At 67.4% G+C, this 18,972-nt stretch carries 20 protein-coding genes; 13 read left to right on the forward strand and 7 right to left on the reverse strand.

Annotation, left to right across the window (positions count from 1 at the left end; all coding sequences use genetic code 11):
• Positions 1–32 precede the first annotated feature (32 nt).
• Positions 33–359, reverse strand: coding sequence for a flagellar hook-basal body complex protein FliE (fliE, locus tag ACXJLH_RS14135; protein WP_056199272.1), 327 nt, complete (start codon positions 357–359; stop codon positions 33–35).
• 189 nt (positions 360–548) lie between these two features.
• Between fliE and fliF the strand changes: the two genes are divergently transcribed.
• The 13 genes from fliF (at position 549) to fliR (ending at position 12,279) form a co-directional block, all read left to right on the forward strand.
• A complete protein-coding gene (gene fliF / locus ACXJLH_RS14140; RefSeq protein WP_457444750.1) occupies positions 549–2,201 on the forward strand; it encodes a flagellar basal-body MS-ring/collar protein FliF in 1,653 nt (550 codons plus the stop codon).
• Between the two features lie 157 nt (positions 2,202–2,358).
• Complete coding sequence (gene fliG / locus ACXJLH_RS14145) at positions 2,359–3,354, forward strand: flagellar motor switch protein FliG (protein WP_056199280.1); 996 nt, start codon at positions 2,359–2,361, stop codon at positions 3,352–3,354.
• A gap of 250 nt (positions 3,355–3,604) precedes the next feature.
• Positions 3,605–4,381, forward strand: coding sequence for a FliH/SctL family protein (locus tag ACXJLH_RS14150; protein ID WP_056199282.1), 777 nt, complete (start codon positions 3,605–3,607; stop codon positions 4,379–4,381).
• Complete coding sequence (gene fliI, locus ACXJLH_RS14155) at positions 4,378–5,805, forward strand: flagellar protein export ATPase FliI (RefSeq protein WP_056199284.1); 1,428 nt, start codon at positions 4,378–4,380, stop codon at positions 5,803–5,805. Before ACXJLH_RS14150 ends, fliI begins: the two co-directional genes overlap by 4 nt.
• 79 nt (positions 5,806–5,884) lie before the next feature.
• Entirely contained in the window at positions 5,885–6,340 is a 456-nt protein-coding gene (gene fliJ, locus ACXJLH_RS14160; RefSeq protein ID WP_056199287.1) for a flagellar export protein FliJ, read from the forward strand.
• Positions 6,341–6,353: 13 nt separating this feature from the next.
• On the forward strand, positions 6,354–7,673 hold the full coding sequence (locus tag ACXJLH_RS14165; protein WP_457444752.1) for a flagellar hook-length control protein FliK: 1,320 nt from the start codon (positions 6,354–6,356) through the stop codon (positions 7,671–7,673).
• Positions 7,674–7,807: 134 nt separating this feature from the next.
• Positions 7,808–8,407 carry a flagellar basal body-associated FliL family protein gene (locus ACXJLH_RS14170; RefSeq protein ID WP_056199292.1) on the forward strand — a complete coding sequence of 200 codons (600 nt, stop codon included), beginning with the start codon at positions 7,808–7,810 and terminating at the stop codon, positions 8,405–8,407.
• Between the two features lie 13 nt (positions 8,408–8,420).
• Positions 8,421–9,425 (forward strand): flagellar motor switch protein FliM, encoded by a 1,005-nt coding sequence (gene fliM, locus ACXJLH_RS14175; protein ID WP_057295840.1) that lies wholly within the window; start codon positions 8,421–8,423, stop codon positions 9,423–9,425.
• A complete protein-coding gene (fliN, locus tag ACXJLH_RS14180; protein WP_056199299.1) occupies positions 9,415–9,861 on the forward strand; it encodes a flagellar motor switch protein FliN in 447 nt (148 codons plus the stop codon). Before fliM ends, fliN begins: the two co-directional genes overlap by 11 nt.
• A 94-nt stretch (positions 9,862–9,955) precedes the next feature.
• Positions 9,956–10,279: a FliO/MopB family protein gene (locus tag ACXJLH_RS14185; protein ID WP_457392232.1), complete on the forward strand. Its 324-nt coding sequence runs from the start codon at positions 9,956–9,958 to the stop codon at positions 10,277–10,279.
• Positions 10,269–11,015 (forward strand): flagellar type III secretion system pore protein FliP, encoded by a 747-nt coding sequence (gene fliP / locus ACXJLH_RS14190; RefSeq protein WP_056199304.1) that lies wholly within the window; start codon positions 10,269–10,271, stop codon positions 11,013–11,015. Before ACXJLH_RS14185 ends, fliP begins: the two co-directional genes overlap by 11 nt.
• Before the next feature lie 60 nt (positions 11,016–11,075).
• The gene (gene fliQ / locus ACXJLH_RS14195; RefSeq protein WP_056199307.1) at positions 11,076–11,345 is read left to right on the forward strand and encodes a flagellar biosynthesis protein FliQ; all 270 of its coding nucleotides are present in this window, start codon (positions 11,076–11,078) and stop codon (positions 11,343–11,345) included.
• Between the two features lie 169 nt (positions 11,346–11,514).
• Positions 11,515–12,279, forward strand: coding sequence for a flagellar biosynthetic protein FliR (gene fliR / locus ACXJLH_RS14200; RefSeq protein WP_056199310.1), 765 nt, complete (start codon positions 11,515–11,517; stop codon positions 12,277–12,279).
• Here the strand turns inward: fliR and ACXJLH_RS14205 are convergent.
• The 6 genes from ACXJLH_RS14205 to ACXJLH_RS14230 all read right to left on the reverse strand — a co-directional run bounded on the left by ACXJLH_RS14205 (position 12,276) and on the right by ACXJLH_RS14230 (position 18,783).
• Positions 12,276–13,592, reverse strand: coding sequence for an ABC transporter permease (locus ACXJLH_RS14205; protein WP_457444754.1), 1,317 nt, complete (start codon positions 13,590–13,592; stop codon positions 12,276–12,278). The two genes, fliR and ACXJLH_RS14205, sit on opposite strands and share 4 nt — an antisense overlap.
• 2 nt (positions 13,593–13,594) lie before the next feature.
• A complete protein-coding gene (locus ACXJLH_RS14210; RefSeq protein ID WP_056199318.1) occupies positions 13,595–14,764 on the reverse strand; it encodes an ABC transporter permease in 1,170 nt (389 codons plus the stop codon).
• Between the two features lie 88 nt (positions 14,765–14,852).
• On the reverse strand, positions 14,853–15,539 hold the full coding sequence (locus tag ACXJLH_RS14215) for an ABC transporter ATP-binding protein (protein ID WP_056199321.1): 687 nt from the start codon (positions 15,537–15,539) through the stop codon (positions 14,853–14,855).
• 4 nt (positions 15,540–15,543) lie between these two features.
• Positions 15,544–16,764, reverse strand: a complete 1,221-nt coding sequence (locus tag ACXJLH_RS14220) for an efflux RND transporter periplasmic adaptor subunit (RefSeq protein WP_457444756.1) — start codon at positions 16,762–16,764, stop codon at positions 15,544–15,546.
• A 217-nt stretch (positions 16,765–16,981) separates the two neighbouring features.
• Entirely contained in the window at positions 16,982–17,629 is a 648-nt protein-coding gene (locus tag ACXJLH_RS14225; RefSeq protein ID WP_056199324.1) for a response regulator, read from the reverse strand.
• Positions 17,626–18,783 (reverse strand): response regulator, encoded by a 1,158-nt coding sequence (locus ACXJLH_RS14230; RefSeq protein ID WP_457444758.1) that lies wholly within the window; start codon positions 18,781–18,783, stop codon positions 17,626–17,628. The genes ACXJLH_RS14225 and ACXJLH_RS14230 overlap by 4 nt, the downstream gene beginning before the upstream one ends.
• Between the last annotated feature and the right edge of the window lie 189 nt (positions 18,784–18,972).

Here is an 18,972-nt window from a genome sequence, read left to right on the forward strand (position 1 = left end):
CGGGAGCGGCCCAGCGCTCGGCCCGAAAGCCGCTAGATCTGCATGTTCATGATCTCGGAGTAGGCCGAGACCAGGCGGTTCCTGACCTGCAGCGTGGCCTGGAAGCCGATCTGCGCCTTCTGCATCGAGACCATGGTCTCTTCAAGGCTGACGGTCGGGTTGTCCAGTTGCACCTCGCGCTGCAGGCGGGCGGCCTCGTTCTGCGAGGCGCTGACATTCTTCAGCGCCTGCGTCATCGCGTCGCCGAAGCTGGCGCCTGACGTGGCGGCCGGCTTGGGCGCAAGCGGCGTGCCATTGACCGCCAGGCCCGCTCGGGCGGCGGCCTGTGCAAAGTCGAAGGGGCGCAACTTCATGTCCATGGGGCAGGACTTTGGCAGCAAGTCACGCGCACTAAGGGCGGAGATGCGCGGGCTCAGTCGGCCACTTCGGCGCTTTCTTTAAGGGCCCGGCACGAATAATTTGCGCCATCGCCGGATTCCCCGGCCCCCGCTGTACTCGCCCATCCGATGGACAACGCCCTGAGCGCCTCTGCTGCTGCTGCCCCGGTGATGATCACCCCGATCAACGCCCAGCCCAACTTCGTGCAGCGCTTGAACGGCCTGCCGCTGCGCAGCAAGCTGACCATGGGCGCCGGCCTGGCCGCGCTGGCCGGCGCCGTGCTGGCCATCACGCTCTGGTCCAGCCAGGGCGACTACCGCCCGCTGTTCAGCGGACTGGCCGACAAGGACGGTGGCGCCGTCATCGGCCAGCTGTCGGCCCTGCAGGTGCCCTACAAGCATGAGGCAGGCGGCACCATCCTCGTGCCCGCCGGCCAGGTTTACGAGCTGCGCATGAAGCTGGCGGCGATGGGCCTGCCCAAGGGCGGCACCGGCAACGCCGTCGGCTTCGAGCTGATGGACAAGTCCAGCATCGGCCAGACCCAGTTCAACGAACGCCTGAACTTCCAACGCGGTCTGGAAGGCGAGCTGACACGCACCATCACCGCCATGTCGGACGTGGCCGATGCCCGCGTGCACCTGGCCATCCCGCAGCAGAACGGCTTCTTCCGCGAGCAGCAAAAGCCCAGCGCCTCCGTCGTGCTGACCCTGCGCGGCGGCCGCACGCTGGATCGCAACCAGATCGCCGGCATCGTGCACCTCGTCTCCAGTGCCGTGCCCGAGCTCAATCCCAAGGCCGTCAGCGTACTGGACCAGACCGGCGCCCTGATCTCCCAGACCGGCGCGGACACCGCCACCGGACTCGACAGCCAGCAGCTGCTCTACAAGCAGCAGGTCGAAGCCGGCTTCAACAAGCGCATCTTCGAATTGCTGGAGCCCGTTGTCGGGCGCGACAACCTGCGCTCCTCCGTCACCGCCGACGTGGACTTCTCACAGACCGAGGCCACCGCCGAGGAGTACCGCCCCAACCAGGGCGCAGGAGCCCAGGCTGCGGTGCGCTCCAGCCAGAGCAACGAGAGCAACAACGCCAGCAACGCCACGCCCACCGGCGTACCCGGTGCTGCCACCAACCAACCGCCTGTGCCGGCCACCGCCCCGGTCAACGGCGCCAGCGCCCCGCTGCAGGCCGCTCAAGGAGCGGGAGCTGGCGGCAACAGCCGTCGCGAACAGGTCACCAACTACGAGGTCGACAAGACCGTACGCGTCACGCGCGGCGCGGTCGGCAACGTCAAGCGCCTGAACGCGGCCATCGTCGTCAACCACCGCTCGGTGACCGATGCCAAGGGCAAGACGACACAGCAGCCCGTGCCGGCTGAAGAGATCACGCGCCTGACCGACCTCGTCAAGGAAGCCATGGGCTTCAACACCGAGCGCGGCGACTCGGTCAAGGTCATCAGCGCGCCCTTCGTCGTCGACAAGACCGAACCGGCCGATGTGCCGATCTGGAAGCAACCCTGGCTGCTGGACGTTGCTCGCAGCGCCATCGTGCCGCTGGCCTTCGTCGCCATCGCGCTGATCGCCGTCTTCGGCATGATCCGCCCCGCCATCAAGGCCGCGGCGCCGCAGCCGCCCGAGGACAAGGCCGAGACGGTGGATGAAGTCGTCGATGACGAAGAGCTGCTGCCTGGGGGCGCCGGCATGCCGCGCCTTGAAGCGCCGATTCATAACGAAAAACTCGAGCGTGCCCGCGCCCTGGCCCGCGACAATCCGGTAGCGGTCGCCAACATCATGCGCGACTGGATGGCCGGCGAGACGGCTGCGTGAAAATGAACCCCTCGTCCAAGGCGTACCTTGGCCGGTCCCCCGAGGGGACGGCGATGCTTGCGGCGTTGAGCCGCAAGCACACCGCCATGGCGGGCCGGCTTGGGAGCGGCCCGGCGCGCGGCCCGGAAGGCACTACGCCTCGCAATGAGGTTTGATCATGGATGACAAGGGCATAGAGAACGCTGCAATCCTGTTGATGTCGCTGGGCGAAGAAGAAGCCAGCGAGGTCTTCAAGCATCTGTCGCCCAAAGAGGTGCAGGCGCTGGGGGAGCAGATCGCCAAGCTCAAGGTCATCAAGCGGGCCCAGGTCGAGACCGTGCTCGACAAGTTCGATGCCGTCGCCGAGACCCAGAGCACCCTGGTCACCGACACCGACGAATACGTGCGCGCCGTGCTGCGCAAGGCCCTCGGCGAGGACAAGGCCAACCTGCTGCTGGACCGCATCCTGCAGGGCAGCGACGTCTCCTCCATCGAGAGCCTGAAGTGGATGGACGCCGCCAGCGTCGCCGAGCTGCTGCGCAACGAACACCCGCAGATCATCGCGGCCATCCTGGCCCACCTGGATTTCGACCAGACCAGCTCGGTGCTGAAGATGTTCACCGAACGCGGCCGCAATGAGGTGCTGATCCGCATCGCCACGCTGGACGGCATCCAGCCAACGGCGCTGAAGGACCTCAACGAAGTGATGAGCCAGATCCTGGCCGGCGGCGAGCGCATGAAGAAGAGCTCGCTGGGCGGCGCCAAGACGGCCGCTGAGATCATCAACATGATGGGCTCCAGCGTCGAGGCCTCGGTGCTGGACTACATCCGCGAGGCCGACTCCGACCTGGCGCAGAAGATCATGGACAACATGTTCACCTTCGACGATCTGAACAAGATCGAGGACAAGGGCATCCAGGCCGTGCTCAAGGAAGTGCAGAGCGAGGCACTCATCGTCGCACTCAAGGGCGCCGGCGCTGAGCTGCGAGAAAAGATCTTCCGCAACATGTCCACCCGCGCCGCCGAGACGCTGCGCGAGGACCTCGAGACCCGCGGGCCGGTGCGGCTGTCCGAGGTCGAGGCCGAGCAGAAGGAAATGCTCAAGATCGTGCGCCGCCTCGTCGACGAGGGCCAGATCGTGCTGGTCGGCGGCGGCGACGACCAATTCGTCTAGAACATGAAGCCCCTCGTCCAAGGCTTACCTTGGCCGGTCTTGCAGACCGCGCTGCGGCATGTGCCGCAGCTCTTCGGCAGGCACATCGCGCCCACTGGGCGCAATGTGTCCGGCCTCAGCCCCCGAGGGGACGGCGATGCTTGCCAGTTCGACCGGCAAGCACATCGCCAGCGCGGGCCGGCTAGGGAGCGGCCCGGCGCCCGGCCCGCAGAATCCCTGGTGCGCAACGACGCACATTGGAGCAACTGACATGGCCACCGGTCGCCAACCCCCGCGGCAAGTCCCGCCGCCCGATCGCCGTGAGACTGATCGGCGTGGCAGCTATGCCCGCTTCATTCCTGGCGAGGAACTCCAGGGCGCCAAGGCCTGGAACCTCGACAACCTGGGCAACGCCGCACCCTCGCCCTTCGCGCCGATGCGCCCCGGCAACCCGCCGGCCACACCCACCGCCGCCGCACCGGTAGAGCCGCCGCCCCCGCCCGAACCCAGCGCGCAGGAACTGCTACACGCCGCGCGCCAGAGCGGCTATCAGGACGGCTACCGCGATGGCATGGCCGCGCTGGACGCCTTCAAGCAGAGCTTTGCCCAGCAGATGAGCAAGCAGCTCGGCACGCTAGTGACGGGCTTTGATACCGAGATGCGCTCGCTGGAAGACGAGATGGCCCAGTCCATCGCCCGTATCGCCGTCGAGCTGGCCCGCCAGGTCGTGCGCAGCGAGCTTGAGCAACGCCCCGAGCTGATCGCCCGTGTGGCCCACGACGCCGTCGAGGCCCTGCAGTTGTCGGCGCGCCACGTGCGCGTGCGTGTCCACCCCGATGACCACCCCCTGGTGCAGGAAGGCGCCGGCAACGAGTTGCAGGCCCGCGAGGCGCAGCTCATCCCCGATCCCGAGGTGCCGCGCGGCGGCGTCAAGGTGGATGCCGACATTGCCAGCGTCGACGCGACGATTGCCACGCGCTGGCAACAGGCCGTCTCGGCCATCGGCCAGCAATCGATCTGGGAAGACCGGCGCACGGAGGACGAATGACTTCGGCGCGCACCGATCGCTGGCAGCGCTATCTCGCCGACCTTGAGACGCTGGCGGCCAACACCGCGCCGCTGGAATCCCACGGCAAGCTGGTTCGCGTGGCCGGCCTGGTGCTGGAAGCCACCGGCATCAAGGTGCCGATGGGCTCGGTCTGCCGCATCCAGATGCCCAGCAGCGGCAACAGCCCGCGCCGCGGCTCGGCGCCAGTGAATGCCGAAGTCGTCGGCTTCTCGGGGGACCGCGCCTATCTGATGCCCACCGACGAGGTCCAGGGCCTGTCCAGCGGCGCCACCGTCGTGCCGCGCCACCTGCCGCCGCTCGCTCCCCAACTCGGCCAGCCCTTGCACCCCTGGCGCCGCGGCGAGGACCGCGGCCTGCACCTGCCGATGGGCGACGGCCTGCTCGGCCGCGTCGTCGACCCGCATGGCCACCCGCTGGACCGCGGCGGCGAGCTGGCCGACATCCACAACGAACCCATGGTGCGGCGCCCCATCAACGCGATGGACCGCGACCCGGTGCGCATCCCGCTGGACACCGGCGTTCGCGCCATCAACGCACTGCTGACCGTCGGCCGGGGCCAGCGCCTCGGGCTGTTCGCCGGCACTGGCGTCGGCAAGTCGGTGCTGCTGGGCATGATGGCCCGCTACACCCAGGCCGATGTCATCGTCGTCGGCCTGATCGGCGAGCGCGGCCGCGAAGTCAAGGAATTCATCGAGGACATCCTCGGCATTGAAGGCCGCCAGCGCAGCGTCGTCGTCGCCGCACCCGCCGATTCGCCGCCGCTGATGCGCATGCAGGGCGCGCACTACGCCACGGCGATTGCGGAACATTTCCGCGATCAGGGCCGCCATGTGCTGCTGCTGATGGATTCGCTGACCCGCTATGCGATGGCCCAGCGCGAGATTGCCCTGGCCATCGGCGAGCCGCCGGCCACCAAGGGCTATCCGCCGAGCTGCTTCGCCAAGCTGCCGCAGCTGGTGGAGCGCAGCGGCAATGGGTTGCCGGGCGAGGGTTCCATCACCGCCTTCTACACGGTGCTGACCGAGGGCGACGACCCGCAGGACCCCATCGCCGACGCGGCGCGGGGCATCCTGGACGGCCACATCGTGCTGTCGCGCGACCTGGCCGAGGCCGGCCACTACCCGGCCATCGACATCGAGCGCTCCATTTCCCGGGTGATGACCAGTGTTGCACCCCAAAACCAGGTCGATTCCGCGCGTCGATTCCGCCAGCTTCTGGCGAAATACAACAAGGCCCGCGACCTGATCCAGCTTGGCGCCTATGCCCCGGGCAGCGACCCCGAGCTGGACCTGGCCGTACGCCTGCATGCCGACATGACGCGGCTGCTGCAGCAGGACATGCACAGCCCGGCACTTCTTCACGCCAGCGTCAGCCAATTGCAGGCCGTGGTCCAAGGCGCCTAACCTTTCGGGTCGGGCCGCCGATATCGACTGAGCGCCGGGCCCCCTGTCGGGGTCGCCGGGCGCTGTGCTGGAGTTTGAGATGAGTGCACCCGCCAAAGACACACTGAGCCTGCTGCTGGAACGCGCCGAGAACGAGCGCGACGCCGCCGCTCAGGCCTTGCATGCCGCCAGCACCCAGGCCCAGGCCGCCCGTGCCCAGCATGGCGAGCTGTCCGGCTACCGTCAGGACTACCAGCAGCGTTGGACGCAATCCTTCGCCCAGGCCACGACCATGGACATCGTCGGCTGCTACCAGAGCTTTGGCCGCCGCATCGACCAGGCCGTGGACACGCAGGGCCACGTCGCCAGCCACGCCGACCAGCGCCAGGTGCGCGCCCGCGAGGCCCTCGGCCAGGCCGAGATGCGCGTCGCCGCCTTGCGCCAGCTGATCGCCCGCCGCCAGGCCGAAGCCGCCAAAGCGGTGCAGCGCAGCGAACAGCGCGCCACCGACGAATTTGCCGCCCGCGCCCACCTGCGGCGCATGGCGCACGCCTGAGGAGGCCGCCACCATGCTCGCCTCCTCGCAGACCATCGCTCCCAAGCCGGCCGCCCTGCCCTCCGTTCAAGCTTCTCAGCCCGCCCACCCCGCCCTGCCCGGCAGCGGTTCGGCCGGCGGGCCGAGCTTTGCGCAATTCCTGAACGACCAGCCTGGGTTGCCGACGCCGCCGGCCCACGCCGATCCGGTGCCGCGCGAGCCTGAGTCCCCGACCCACGAGCCCGCGCCAGCTGCCGCCACAGCCGCAACCCGCCGCCCTGCTGTGCCTGCACCCGCCAAACCGGCGCAGGGCCGCACGCCCGATGCTGCAGCTTCGGCCAAACCCGAGCAGGGAGCCGTCAGCGGCGAGGCAGGCGATGACAGCACCGTCGCCACGACCGACGGCGACGGCGCGCAAGACCTTGAAACCTCCGGCCTGGCCGAGTTCACCCAGCTCATCGGCCTGACGCCGCCGGCCTTGCCCGCCCAGGCCATCGTGGCCGCTCAGCCGGGCGCCGAGGCCACGGCAGACGACACGCCTGGCGGCAAGCATGTCGCCCGCGGGCGCATCAACCGGCTGGCCGACGACGACAGCCCATCAACCGCCCGCGCCGGTACCGGCGCTGATGCCGCTTCGGCTGGAGCTTTCGAGCGCCGCCCGGCGGACGCCACCTCACAGGACGTCGCGCCTCGCGCCAAGGGCGTGGAACAAGCCATTGCCGCCGACAAGGTGGCGGCACGCGCGGCCATCCACAGTGACGCCCTGCAAGCCGCCTCCTCCGGCGATGCCAGCACGGCTCACGCGGCCACCTCGCCTGATGCCCTCCCCACCAGCTTCGCCGCGGTGCTCGCCCAGGCCATGCCGGCCCTGGCAGCCGCGGCCGACACCGCACCGGTCAGCGCCAGTGGCCAGGTGCAGGCCGCCGTTCACAGCAATGCCTTCGCGCCCGAGCTTGGCGCGCGCGTCAGCCTGCTGGCGGTGGACGGTGTGCAGCAGGCCGAGTTGCAGCTCAACCCGGCCGACATGGGCCCGGTGGCGGTGCAGATCGTCATCGACGGCTCCCAGGCGCAGGTCTCCTTCCATGCCGCCCAGGCCGAAACCCGCCAGGCGCTGGAGCAGAGCCTGCCCGACCTGGCAGCCGCGCTGCAGAGCCAGGGACTGACCTTGTCGGGAGGGGGCGTCTTCCAGCAAACCCAGCAGGATCAGAAGGATCCCAGGGGCAGCGATGCCGACGCCGGCAACAGCGGTGACGACCGCAGTTCGCGCACAACGACCGGCGGCGGGCGCATCGCCGCCGGCACCGCGGCGGCCCCCACCCGGCGCGCCGTCGGCCTGCTCGACACATTTGCCTGAAGCTGAAGCGGAAATAGGCACACCTCGCTCCAGCTAATCGGCGCTTGCCCGGCGGGCCCGGGGTCAATAATCCAGCGCATGTGCCCACGGCCTGCAGTGGCTGGCCTGGGCGATGGACGTCTCAAGGAGTGCTCATGGCGACTGCGCCGGCTGCTGCGGAAACTGCCGCGCCCAAGGGGGGCGGCAGCAAGAAGCTCATCATCATCCTCGCCGCCGTGCTGGTGCTGGTGCTGGTGGGCGGCGGCGCGGCCGTCATGCTGCTCAAGAAGAAGCCCGTTGCCGAGGACGGTGAAGACGGCGCCGAAGCCACCACCGAGAGCCCGGCCAAGCCCAAGGCCCACGCCAAGAGCGACCACCCGCCCACCTTCGTGCCGCTGGACCCCTTCACGGTCAACCTGGCGGACAAGGACGTGGACCGCTTCGCCCAGATCGGCATCACGCTGCAGGTCGAAGACCCGAAGTTCGCCGACCAGATCAAGGCCTACATGCCCGCCATCCGCAGCAATGTGCTGATGGTGCTGGCGCACAAGACCGCCGCCGAGCTTTTGACCCGCGAGGGCAAGGACAAGCTCGCCAAGGACATCATGCGCGAGTCGGTGCGCCCCATGGGGATCGAGCTCGATGAGGACGACGAGCACGAAGCCGCCGACGCGCCCAAGAAGAAAAAGAAGAAAAAGGCCCACGTCGAAAGCCCGGTGACGCAAGTCCTGTTCTCCAACTTCATCGTCCAGTAAGCCTGGGTCAGCAATGAATCAGCAGATCCTTTCCCAAGACGAAGTCGATGCACTGCTCCAGGGCATCACCGGCGAGAGCCAAAAGCTCGAGCAGGAAGAGGAGCAGGTCGGCGGCATACGCGAGTACAACCTCGCCAGCCAGGAACGCATCGTTCGTGGGCGCATGCCCACGATGGAAATCATCAACGAACGGTTCGCGCGCAACATCCGTGTCGGCCTGTTCAACTTCATCCGCAAGAGCCCGGAAGTCGCCATCGGCGGCATCAAGGTGCAGAAGTACAGCGCCTTCCTGCGCGAGATCGTCGTCCCGACCAACTTCAACATCGTGTCGGTGAAGCCGCTGCGCGGCAGCGGGCTGATCGTCTGCGACCCGACGCTGGTGTTCGCCGTCATCGATTCCCTGTTCGGCGGCATCGGCAAGTTCCACGCCCGCATCGAGGGCCGCGACTTCTCGCCCACCGAGCAGCGCGTCATCACCCGCATCGTCGAGGTCATCCTCGCCGAGTACCACAAGGCCTGGAAGGGCATCTATCCGCTCGAGCTGGAATACCAGCGCTCGGAGATGCAGCCCCAGTTCGCCACCATCGCCACGCCCAGCGAGATCGTCGTGTCGACCTCGTTCACGCTGGAAATCGGCGAGACCAGCGGCACCATTTATTTCTGCATCCCCTACTCGACGCTGGAACCCATCCGCGACGTGCTGTATTCGACGACGGTCGGCGACTCCTCCGAGCCGGACCGGCGCTGGATCAATCTGCTCAAGACCCAGATCCAATCGGCCGAAGTTGAACTGGTGGCGGAGCTGGGCACGGCGCCGGCCACCGTCGAGCAATTGCTGGCCTTCAAGCCGGGCGATTTCATCGAACTGGACCTGGACCCCATGATCCAGACCAAGGTGGACGGCGTGCCCGTCTTCGACTGCCACTACGGCACGTCCAACGGGCGTTATGCCCTCAAGATCGACAAGATGCTGACCGGCCCTCAAGAGAGCTGGTTGGGAGCCAAACATGAGCCCTGATTCACCCAGCCAAGAAGAACAAGACGCGATGGCGGCCGAGTGGGCCGCGGCGCTGGCCGAGGCCGCGCCCGCCCCCTCCACCGCGACCGAGGTCGTTACCGAGGTGCCGGAGCAGGTTTCCACGCCCAGCTTCGCCAACTTCACGCCGACCAGCGGCGCGGGTCCGGGCAATGACATCAACATGATCCTGGACATCCCCGTCCAGCTGACCGTTGAACTGGGCCGCACCCGCATCCCGATCAAGAACATCCTGCAACTGGCTCAGGGCTCGGTCGTGGAGCTGGACGCGCTGGCCGGCGAGCCGATGGACGTGCTGGTCAACGGCTACCTGATCGCCCAGGGCGAGGTGGTGGTCGTGAACGACAAGTTCGGCATCCGGCTGACAGACATCGTCACGCCTTCCGAGCGCATGCGCCGCCTGTCCAAGGCCGCTTGAGACCACGCCCGAGGCATGGTCTTCGGACAACCAAGGGTTTGCCGGGCCATTTAGGGGGTTCGGCAGCTCAAGTCCGTCCGCAGAATGCCGAGGCATGAATGCTTCCGGCCTGCTCCCCTTTCTCTGGTTCCTCGGCATCGTCGCGCTGATCCCGGTCGCGCTGTGGCTGCTCAAGCGCACGCCGCTGGGTGGCGCGGCGGCTGTCGGCGTGCTGCGTGTCGTGGCGCAACTGCCCACGGCGCCGAACCAGCGCATCCTCGTCGTCGAGGTCGGCCAGGGCGATGACCGCCGCTGGCTGGTGCTTGGGGCCACGGCCCAGAACATCACGACGCTGCATGTGATGCCGCCGCAGGCCGAGCCCGTCCCGCCAGCCAGCTTTGCCAAGCTGCTGAGCAAGGAGCGCCAAGATGCGTCTTAAGCCCCTGCTTGGCGCCACGTTGCTGCTCGCAGCCGGTGCCGCCTTTGCCCAAGCCCAGACGCCGCCGGCCACCGTGCCGCTGCTGATTGGGCAGGGTGCGGGCGGCAGCTACTCGGTGCCGATCCAGACGCTGCTGTTCTTCACCGCCCTGGGCTTCCTGCCCGCAGTCATCCTGATGATGACGGCCTTCACGCGCATCGCCATCGTGCTGAGCCTGATGCGCCAGGCGCTGGGCACGCAGGCCGCGCCGCCCAACCAGGTCATCGTCGGCCTGTCGCTCTTCCTGACTTTCTTCGTCATGAGCCCGACGCTGGACAAGGTCTACGCCGAGGCCTGGCAGCCCTACAGCGCCGGCACCATCCAGTTCGACGAGGCCTTGAAGCGCGCCGAGGTGCCGATGCGCGGCTTCATGCTCAAGCAGACGCGCCAGGCCGACGTGGCCCTGTTCTCGCGCCTGGCCAAGCTGGATGCCAGCGTCAAGGCCGAGGACGTGCCGTTCAAGGTGCTGGTGCCGGCCTTCGTGACCAGCGAGCTGAAGAGCGCCTTCCAGATCGCCTTCCTGATCTTCATCCCCTTCCTCGTCATCGACATGATCGTGGCGAGCGTGCTGATGAGCCTGGGCATGATGATGCTGTCGCCGGTGCTCGTCGCCCTGCCCTTCAAGCTGATGCTGTTCGTTCTTGCGGATGGATGGAATTTGCTTCTCGGTTCTCTTGCCGCGAGCTTTGTGACTTAGTCAGTTGGGGACAGAGCTGTCGGCGAGTACGCCTCCAGGTCAGTCCCGCAAAGGAAACAGATGGACGCACAACAAGTCTTCACCTTTGGCCAGCAGGGCCTGTACATGATGATGCTGGTGGCCGCACCGGTGCTCATCGTCGTGCTGCTCGTCGGCGTCGTCGTCAGCGTGATCCAGGCGGCCACGCAGATCAACGAGGCGACGCTGTCCTTCGTGCCCAAGGTCATCGCCACAGTGCTGACGCTGGCGGTCGCGGGGCCTTGGATGATGACGACGTTGGTCGAGTACATCCAAAGGACGTTGATGACCATTCCGAATGTGGTGGGGTAGCGGGTTGCTGCGATGAGCGCGGGGCTGTTCGCTGCTTTGGCTTGTCGCCACGTTGCCGGGAGTCCCGCCCGGCGGCGGGGACGGACTCCCGGCAACGTGGCGCCAACCCAAAGCACCGAACGCAGCACGTCCTCAGGCGACAGGCAATAACCGGAGCAACAAATACCAAATGTTCTCCGTCACCGAAGCCCAACTCCTCGCCTGGCTGAACCCACTCCTGTGGCCCTTCATCCGCACGCTGGCCCTGTTCGCCGGCATGCCCACCTTCAGCCAGCGCAATGTGCCGCTGCGCCTGCGCGTGGGCCTGGCCCTCTTCATCTCGGTCGCCTCCCAGCCCTCACTGCCGGCGATGCCGGTCACGCCGCTGGACTCGCTGCCCGCGCTGACGCTGCTGGTCGCCCAGCAGCTGCTGATCGGCCTGTCCATGGGCTTTGCGGTGCGCATCGTGTTCGCGGCACTGGAGTTCGCCGGCGAAATCATCGGCCTGCAGATGGGCCTGAACTTCGCCGGCTTCTTCGACCCCAGCACCGGCGCCCAGGGCACGGCCAGCGCGCGCTTCTTCGGCAGCATGGTGGCCTTCCTGTTCATCGCCATCAACGGCCATCTGCTGCTGATCAACGCGCTGATCCAGAGCTTCCACGCCTTCCCGGTCGGCGGCGAACCCTTCGCCTTCCTGCGCGTGGCCACGCCCCAGCAATGGGGGGCCGAGATCTTCAGCATCGGGCTGTGGATCGCGCTGCCGCTGATCACGATGCTGATGTTCGTCAACCTCGTGCTCGGCGTCATCTCGCGCGTCGCGCCTCAGATCGGTGTCTTCTCGGTCGGCTTCCCGCTGACCGTCAGCATCGGCCTGATCGGCATGGTGGCCACCCTGCCGCTGATGCAGACGCCGTTCATGGTGGCGCTGGAGCGTCTGCTGTCAGCATTCAGTTAGGCCTCGCGCAACGCCGTCGTCACAGGCAGCGAAGCCGCCCGCACCGCAGGGAACAGGCCACCCACGAAGCCGATGGCCAAGGCCCACTTGATACCCTCCCACAGCAGGCCCGGCGACACGGCCAGGTTGAAGCTGAGCTTGCCGACCGAGCCGGCCGCCATCGTGGAGGCCTCGTAGCCGTTGAAGATCAGCCAGGCGATGCCGCCGCCGATGAGGCCGCCGATCAAGGCCAGCAGCGTTGTCTCCAGCATCACGGCGACAACGACCGGGAGGCCGCGAAAGCCGATGGCGCGCAGCGTGGCGATCTCGCGGGCCCGCGCGGCAACGGCGGCGAACATGGTGTTCAGCGCGCCGAACACCGCCCCCACGGCCATGATGGAGCCGACCACGATGCCGATGATGCGCAGGATCTTGGTCATCTGCTCGCTCTGCTTGGCGAAGAACTCCACCGTCGTGGTCGCCTTGACCTTGAGCTGCGGGTTGTTCTCCAGCGATTCGCTGAAGGCCTTGATCGCTGCCGGGCTGTCCAGTTTCACCGTGGCTGAGTTGGCCCCGTTGCCACGCCGGTAGGCGTCGTTGACCATCGTCGCGTCGCCCCACAGTTCGGACTCCATCGCGTCGCCTGAGGCGAAGACGCCGACGACGGTCCAGGGCTGGTTGCCGAGCTTCAACGTGGCGCCCACCGTGAGCCCGTCGAACTGCCGCACCGCGCCCTTGCCGACGACCAGTTCCCGCAGGCCCGGCTGGAAAACCTTGCCCTCGACGATCTTGACATTGGGCCGCACGGTGAAGGCGGCTTCGCTGATGCCGCGCACCTGGGCGCTGCCCTGGTCGCCGGCCTTGCCGCCCTTGACCGGCAGGTTGGCCGCCACCACGGTTTCGGCCGACAGAATGGGCTCGCCCTTGGCATTGCGGGACACGCCCGGCGCCTGCCCGATCTGCACGACGTCCTCCCGCGTCAGCGACGACGACACCTCGTTGGCGGATGCGCCGCGCATGACGATGGCGGTGTCCAGGCTGCCCGAGTTGCGCAGGGTCTGCGCATAGCCCTCGGCCATGGCCAGCAGCGACACGAGCACACCCACCACGCCGGCAATGCCGACGACGATGACGGCCGAGGAGCCCAGCCGCTGCGTCAGTGTGCTGATACCCACCGAAGTGACCGAGAGCGCCTGCGCGCCGCTGCGAAAGAGCAGCATCCACAGCGCCAGCAGCGCGGCCAGCGCGAGGGCGCCATACCAAGGCATGAGGATCCACGCGGCCAGCATCAGGACGGTGAGGAGGATGAGGCCGAAGTTCTTCAGGAATTTCATGCTCATGCCCTCCCGGCCAGTGCATCGGTGATGTTGATACGCATGGCGCGCAACGCCGGCAACGCGCCGACGGCCAAGCCGAACAGCAGGGCCAGGCCCACGCCGATCATCCAGCTGTCCACCCCTGCCGCCGGCAGGTTGAGTGCGCCGCCGCTACCCTGACTGACGATGGGGCCGATGACGCTGGCCAGCCCCAGGCCGGCCGTGCCGCCGATCAGCAGCAGCAGCACCGACTCAGCCAACACCATCGAAAGCACGCTCTCACCCGAGAAGCCCAGGGTCTTCAGCACCGCGATCTCGCCGGTGCGTTCACGCACGGCCTGCATCATGGTGTTGCCGGCCAGCAGCAGCAGCGTGAAGAACACCGCACCCATGATGGAGGTGACGATGAGGTTGATGTCGGCCACCTGCTTCATCCAGCTGGACATGGCGGCTGCCTCGGTCTGGGTGCGCGTCTCGTGGTCGGAGTTGGCCGAGATCTCGTCGATGGCCTTGAGCACGCGGTCAGCCTGGTTCACATCCTTGACGCGTGTCACATACCAGCCCACCTGGCCCTGGTTCCAGGGCGTGGTGTCGTCGAAGTATTTCCAGTTCAGCAGGAACATCTGGTCCCACCAGCCGGCCGCCTTCCTGTCCGCCACGTGGATGATGCCGACGATCTGGAAGGGCCAGTTCTGGCTGCCGTTGCGGTCCGGGAAGATGGTGGACTGCATGGGCACCTGGTCGCCGACCTTCCAGCCAAATTTGCGCGCCAGGCCTTCGCCGACGAGGGCGCCATTCTTGGTCTCGGCAAAGGCCTTGCGGTGCTCGGCCGAGACTTCCATCTCGGGGTAGATGTCGAGGTAGTTGGGTGCGACGGCGAAACTGAAGACCGCGTTCTCGGGCTTTTGGTAGGCGCCGCCGAACCAGTTGGCGAAGGCCACATCCTTGACGCCGTCGATCTGCGAGATGCGTGCGCCCAGCGACATCGGCAGCAACTGGATGAAGCTGAGCTTGGAGCCCGTCTGCAACCGTTGGGCGCCGTTGGCACTCTTGCCGGCCTGGTCGAAGCCGACACGCACCGCGTCCAGCAAGCCGAACAGCAGGAAGGCCGTGATGATGGACACCAGGGTCAGGAAGGTCCGGCCCTTGCGCCGGAACAGCGCCGCCCAGATGAGATGAAGGTATTTCATGCCAGCCTCCGCAGAGCCGTCTCAAAGAGGCTGGACGCCCCCTCGGGGGGCAGCGAACAAAGTGAGCGTGGGGGCATCATCTGCTCCTTCAAGCGGTGGCTTCGGTTACCAGCGTGCCCTTGTCCAGATGCAGCGTGTGGCTCGCTCGGGCCGCGGCGCGCGGGTCGTGGGTGACCATGACGATGGTCTTGCCATGATCGCGGTTGAGGGCCTGCAGCAGCGTCAGCACATCCTCGGCGGATTGCCGGTCCAGGTCGCCGGTGGGTTCGTCGCAGACCAGCAGCGTTGGGTCCGACACGATGGCCCGCGCGATGGACACGCGCTGCTGCTGGCCGCCCGACAGCTCGGTCGGCTTGTGCGAGGCGCGGTCCGCCAGGCCAACGAGCTGCAGCGCAATCGCCGCGCGCTTCTTGCGCTCGCCGGCCGACAGCTTGGTCAGCAGCAGCGGCAGCTCGACATTCTTCTGCGCCGACAGCGTGGGCATCAGGTTGTAGAACTGGAACACGAAGCCGACGCGCGAGGCGCGCCACTTGGCCAGCGCCGCGCCGGACAGCTTGTCGATACGTTCACCGCCAACGCTGATGGCGCCGCCGCTGGGAGCGTCCAGGCCGCCAATGAGGTTGAGCAGCGTGGTCTTGCCGGAGCCCGAGGGGCCCATCAAAGCAAGGAAGTCGCCCTGCTGCACATCCAGCTCGATGTGGTGGAGCACTTCCACCTTCTGCTTGCCACGGGTGTAGACCTTGGACAGGTCACGGATCTCGATCAGTGCGCTCATCTCTTCAGTCCTTCTTCACGATGTTGGAACCCTGCTTCAGTTCGGTGGGCGGCGACAGCACGACCGTCTCGCCCGCCTTCAATCCGCTGGTGACCAGCTTGAACTTGCCCGCGTCGGCGCCGAGCTTCACGGCGCGCTGCTCCGCGCGATCGTCATGGGCGACGAACACGGCGTCGCCGCCGTCGCGCTGCACCAGGGCCTCCGGCGGCAGCAGCACGCCGGGTACCGGTTTGGCTTCGGTCTTGGGCTTGGCCGCCAGGAAACTCACGCGCACGCCCATGTCGGGCACCAGACGTTCGTCCTTCTTTTCCAGTGCCACACGCACCTTGACCGTGGCCTTGCCACGATCGGCGCTCGGGATGACGGCAACGACATGGGCCGGGATCTTCCAGTCCGGGTAGGCGTCGAGAACGGCTTCGCAGGGCATGTCGGGCTTGACCTGGGCGATGTAGGCCTCGTTGACGTCGACGTTCACCTCCAGCGAGTCCATGTCGACGATGGTGCCCACGCCGGTACGGGTAAAACCCCCGCCGGCGGACAGCGGCGAGATGATCTCGCCCACCTGCGCCGCGCGGGCCGTGACGACGCCGTCAAACGGCGCCCGCACGGTGGCGTAGTCGAAGTTGACGCGCGCCTGCCGCGCCTGGGCCTGGGCGGCCTCGATCTGGCGCTGAGACGCTTCCATCTGCGCGGACACGGTCTTCACCGCCGTGGCCGCCTGCTCGCGCGACTGGCGCGTCGTCATGCCGCTGGCGTTCAGCTCGGCCTGGCGGCGCTCGTCGGCCTGGGCCTGGGCGAGCTGGGCGCGCACCTGGCCGAGATTGGCTTCGGCCGTGCGGATCTGCGCCTCGGCCGCGGCGAGGCCGGCCTTCAAGCCGGTGTCATCGAGCCGGGCCAGGACCTGCCCCTTCTTGACCTTGAAGCCCTCGTCGATGAGCACCTCAGTCAGCGTGCCGGTCATCTGGGCCGAGACGGTCGCCATGCGGCGCGCCGTCACATAACCCGTCGCCTGCAGGACCGCATCGGCGCTGGCGCCCTGACCGTTGGCGCGAACCGTGACCGTCTGCACCGGGATCGGCTTGTTCCCCGACAGCCACCACCAGGCCCAGGCGCCGCCCGCGGCCAGCAGCACGACGGCCACCACCAGGGCCCAGACCCACTTGGGCGGCCCGCCGTCGCCATGGTCCTCGCGATGCGCACCGTCGATGCGCAACTCTTTCAGCAATCCGGTATCGATGACACGCCCCCTTGAACAGTTGGCTTGGGCGGACCCTCAGGCCCGCAGCAGCACCGGTCTTTCGACCACCCATTTGGAACCGGGGCGGATTGTGCAGTGGCTGCTGCCACAGCATGTCATCAATCGATGGACGGCGGCTGGCGGTGGCGAATCGACAGCCAGGGGCGATGAACGGCGGCCGTCAGGCCTGGCGTGCCGGCGTCATTCAGCTGGCGACGAGTCCGTTGCGGATGGCATAGACCGTCAATTCGGAGTTGTTGCTCAGGCCCAGTTTCTCCAGCATGCGGGCACGGTAGACGCTGACGGTCTTGGGGCTGAGCATCAGCTCCTCGGCGATGTCGGACAGCCGCTTGCCCGAGGCGATCATGACCAGGGTCTGCAGCTCGCGGTCGGAGAGCTTGTGGTGGGCCTGCTCGGTGACGGGCGCGGTCAGGCTTTCGACCAGCATCTGCGCGATCTCGGGCGTTACATATTTTCGGCCCTGGGCCACGGTGCGCACGGCCTGCACCAGCGTGGCGGGGTCGCCGCCCTTGTTGACATAGCCATAGGCGCCGGCCTTGAGCGCGCGGATGGCGTACTGGTCCTCGGGATACATGGACACGATCAGCGTGCGTACCGGGTTGCCCTCGTCCTTGAGCACATGCAGCACGTCCAGGCCGGAGCGGCCGGGCATGTTGATGTCCAGCACCAGCACGTCGCAGGGGTTGTCCTTGCCCAGGGTGTGCAGCAGGCCGCGCAGCTCGGTGTAGTCGCCGGCCTCGCCAATGACCTCGATGTCCTGGGCATCCGCCAACGTGTCACGGATGCCGCGGCGGATCAGGCCGTGGTCGTCGCAGAGGATGACCTTGATCACGCGCGTCCCCAGATGGATTGGCCGTCATCCTTGCCGAAGTCGGTCGAGTCGTCCAGTGCGTCGATGGCGTCCTGGGCCAGCGGCACGGTCAGGATCAGGCTGGTGCCGCCGCCCGGCGGGCTGGACAAGTCGACCCAGCCGCCCACCGTCGCGGCGCGCTCGTGCAGGCCACGGATGCCGAAGGACCGCTCCTTGGCGAGGTCGCCCCGCCCCATGCCGCGCCCGTTGTCGCGGATCTCCAGCGTCAGCACGCCGGAGTCCTGGCTGAGTTCGATGTCGACCCGGGTCGCCAGCGCATGCTTGGATACATTGGTCAGCGCCTCCTGCGCCGTGCGGTAAGCCACCAGCGGCACGCCGGAGGGCAGCGCCAGCCGCTCTTCGCCGATGCGCAGGCCAGCCTCGATGCCGGTGCGGCGTTCGAAACGGGCCGTCATCCACTGCAGGGCGGCAACCAGGCCCTGCTCCAGGATAGCCGGACGCAGGTTGTGCATGATGCGCTGGCTGGCCTCGATGGCGGCATTCACGGTCTCCAATGCCGCGGCAACGCGCTGGCGCACCTCAGGCTCCTGGGCATGGCGGTCGATCCAGGCGAGGTCGAACTTGACGGCGGTCAACGACCCGCCGACGTCGTCATGGATCTCCCGCGCGATGGCGGCCCGCTCCAGTTCGACGCTGGTCTGCAGGTGGCCGGCCAGCTGGTGCAGGCGCTGCTTGGACTTGACCAGTTCGTGATCGGCGGCCACACGGGCCTTTTCGTTCTCGGCGGCGTCGATGGCATGCAGCAGGGCCGGTGCCAGCCGGTTCAGGTTGTTCTTCAGCAGGTAGTCGGAGGCGCCATTGCGCATCGCGCCAACGGCGGTGTCCTCGCCGATCTCGCCGGAAACGAGGATGAAGGGCGTCAGCAAATGGCGTGCCTTCACCGCCTCCAGCACATCCAGGCCCGAGTAGCCAGGCAGGTTGTAGTCCGAGATGATGGCGTCCCAGGGGCGCTCCAGCGCGGCCAGCACGGCGGGCAAGGCGTCCAGCCTCTGCATCTCGACCTTGAGCCCCGCACGGCCGAGCTGGGCAAGGATGAGTTGATGGTCGAGTTCGGAGTCCTCGACATGCAGCACACGCAGGACCCGGGGCGCCTGCTCCACAGCAGAAATCGTCATGGGGGCGCAGTATGCCGCCGCTCGCGGCAGGTGGCCCGGCGCCACACTCGACGCGGGTCAGAGCGGTAATACGGCTCGTTCTCGTGACATCTCCAGGTCGACAGGGGCCGAAAAAGGAGTGAACATGCCATGATGCATTCGCCCTGAGGGTATCCACAGGGCTGGGACAAGAAGCAGCATCCCCTCGCG

It is taken from the genome of Roseateles sp. P5_E4 (genome assembly GCF_054049255.1).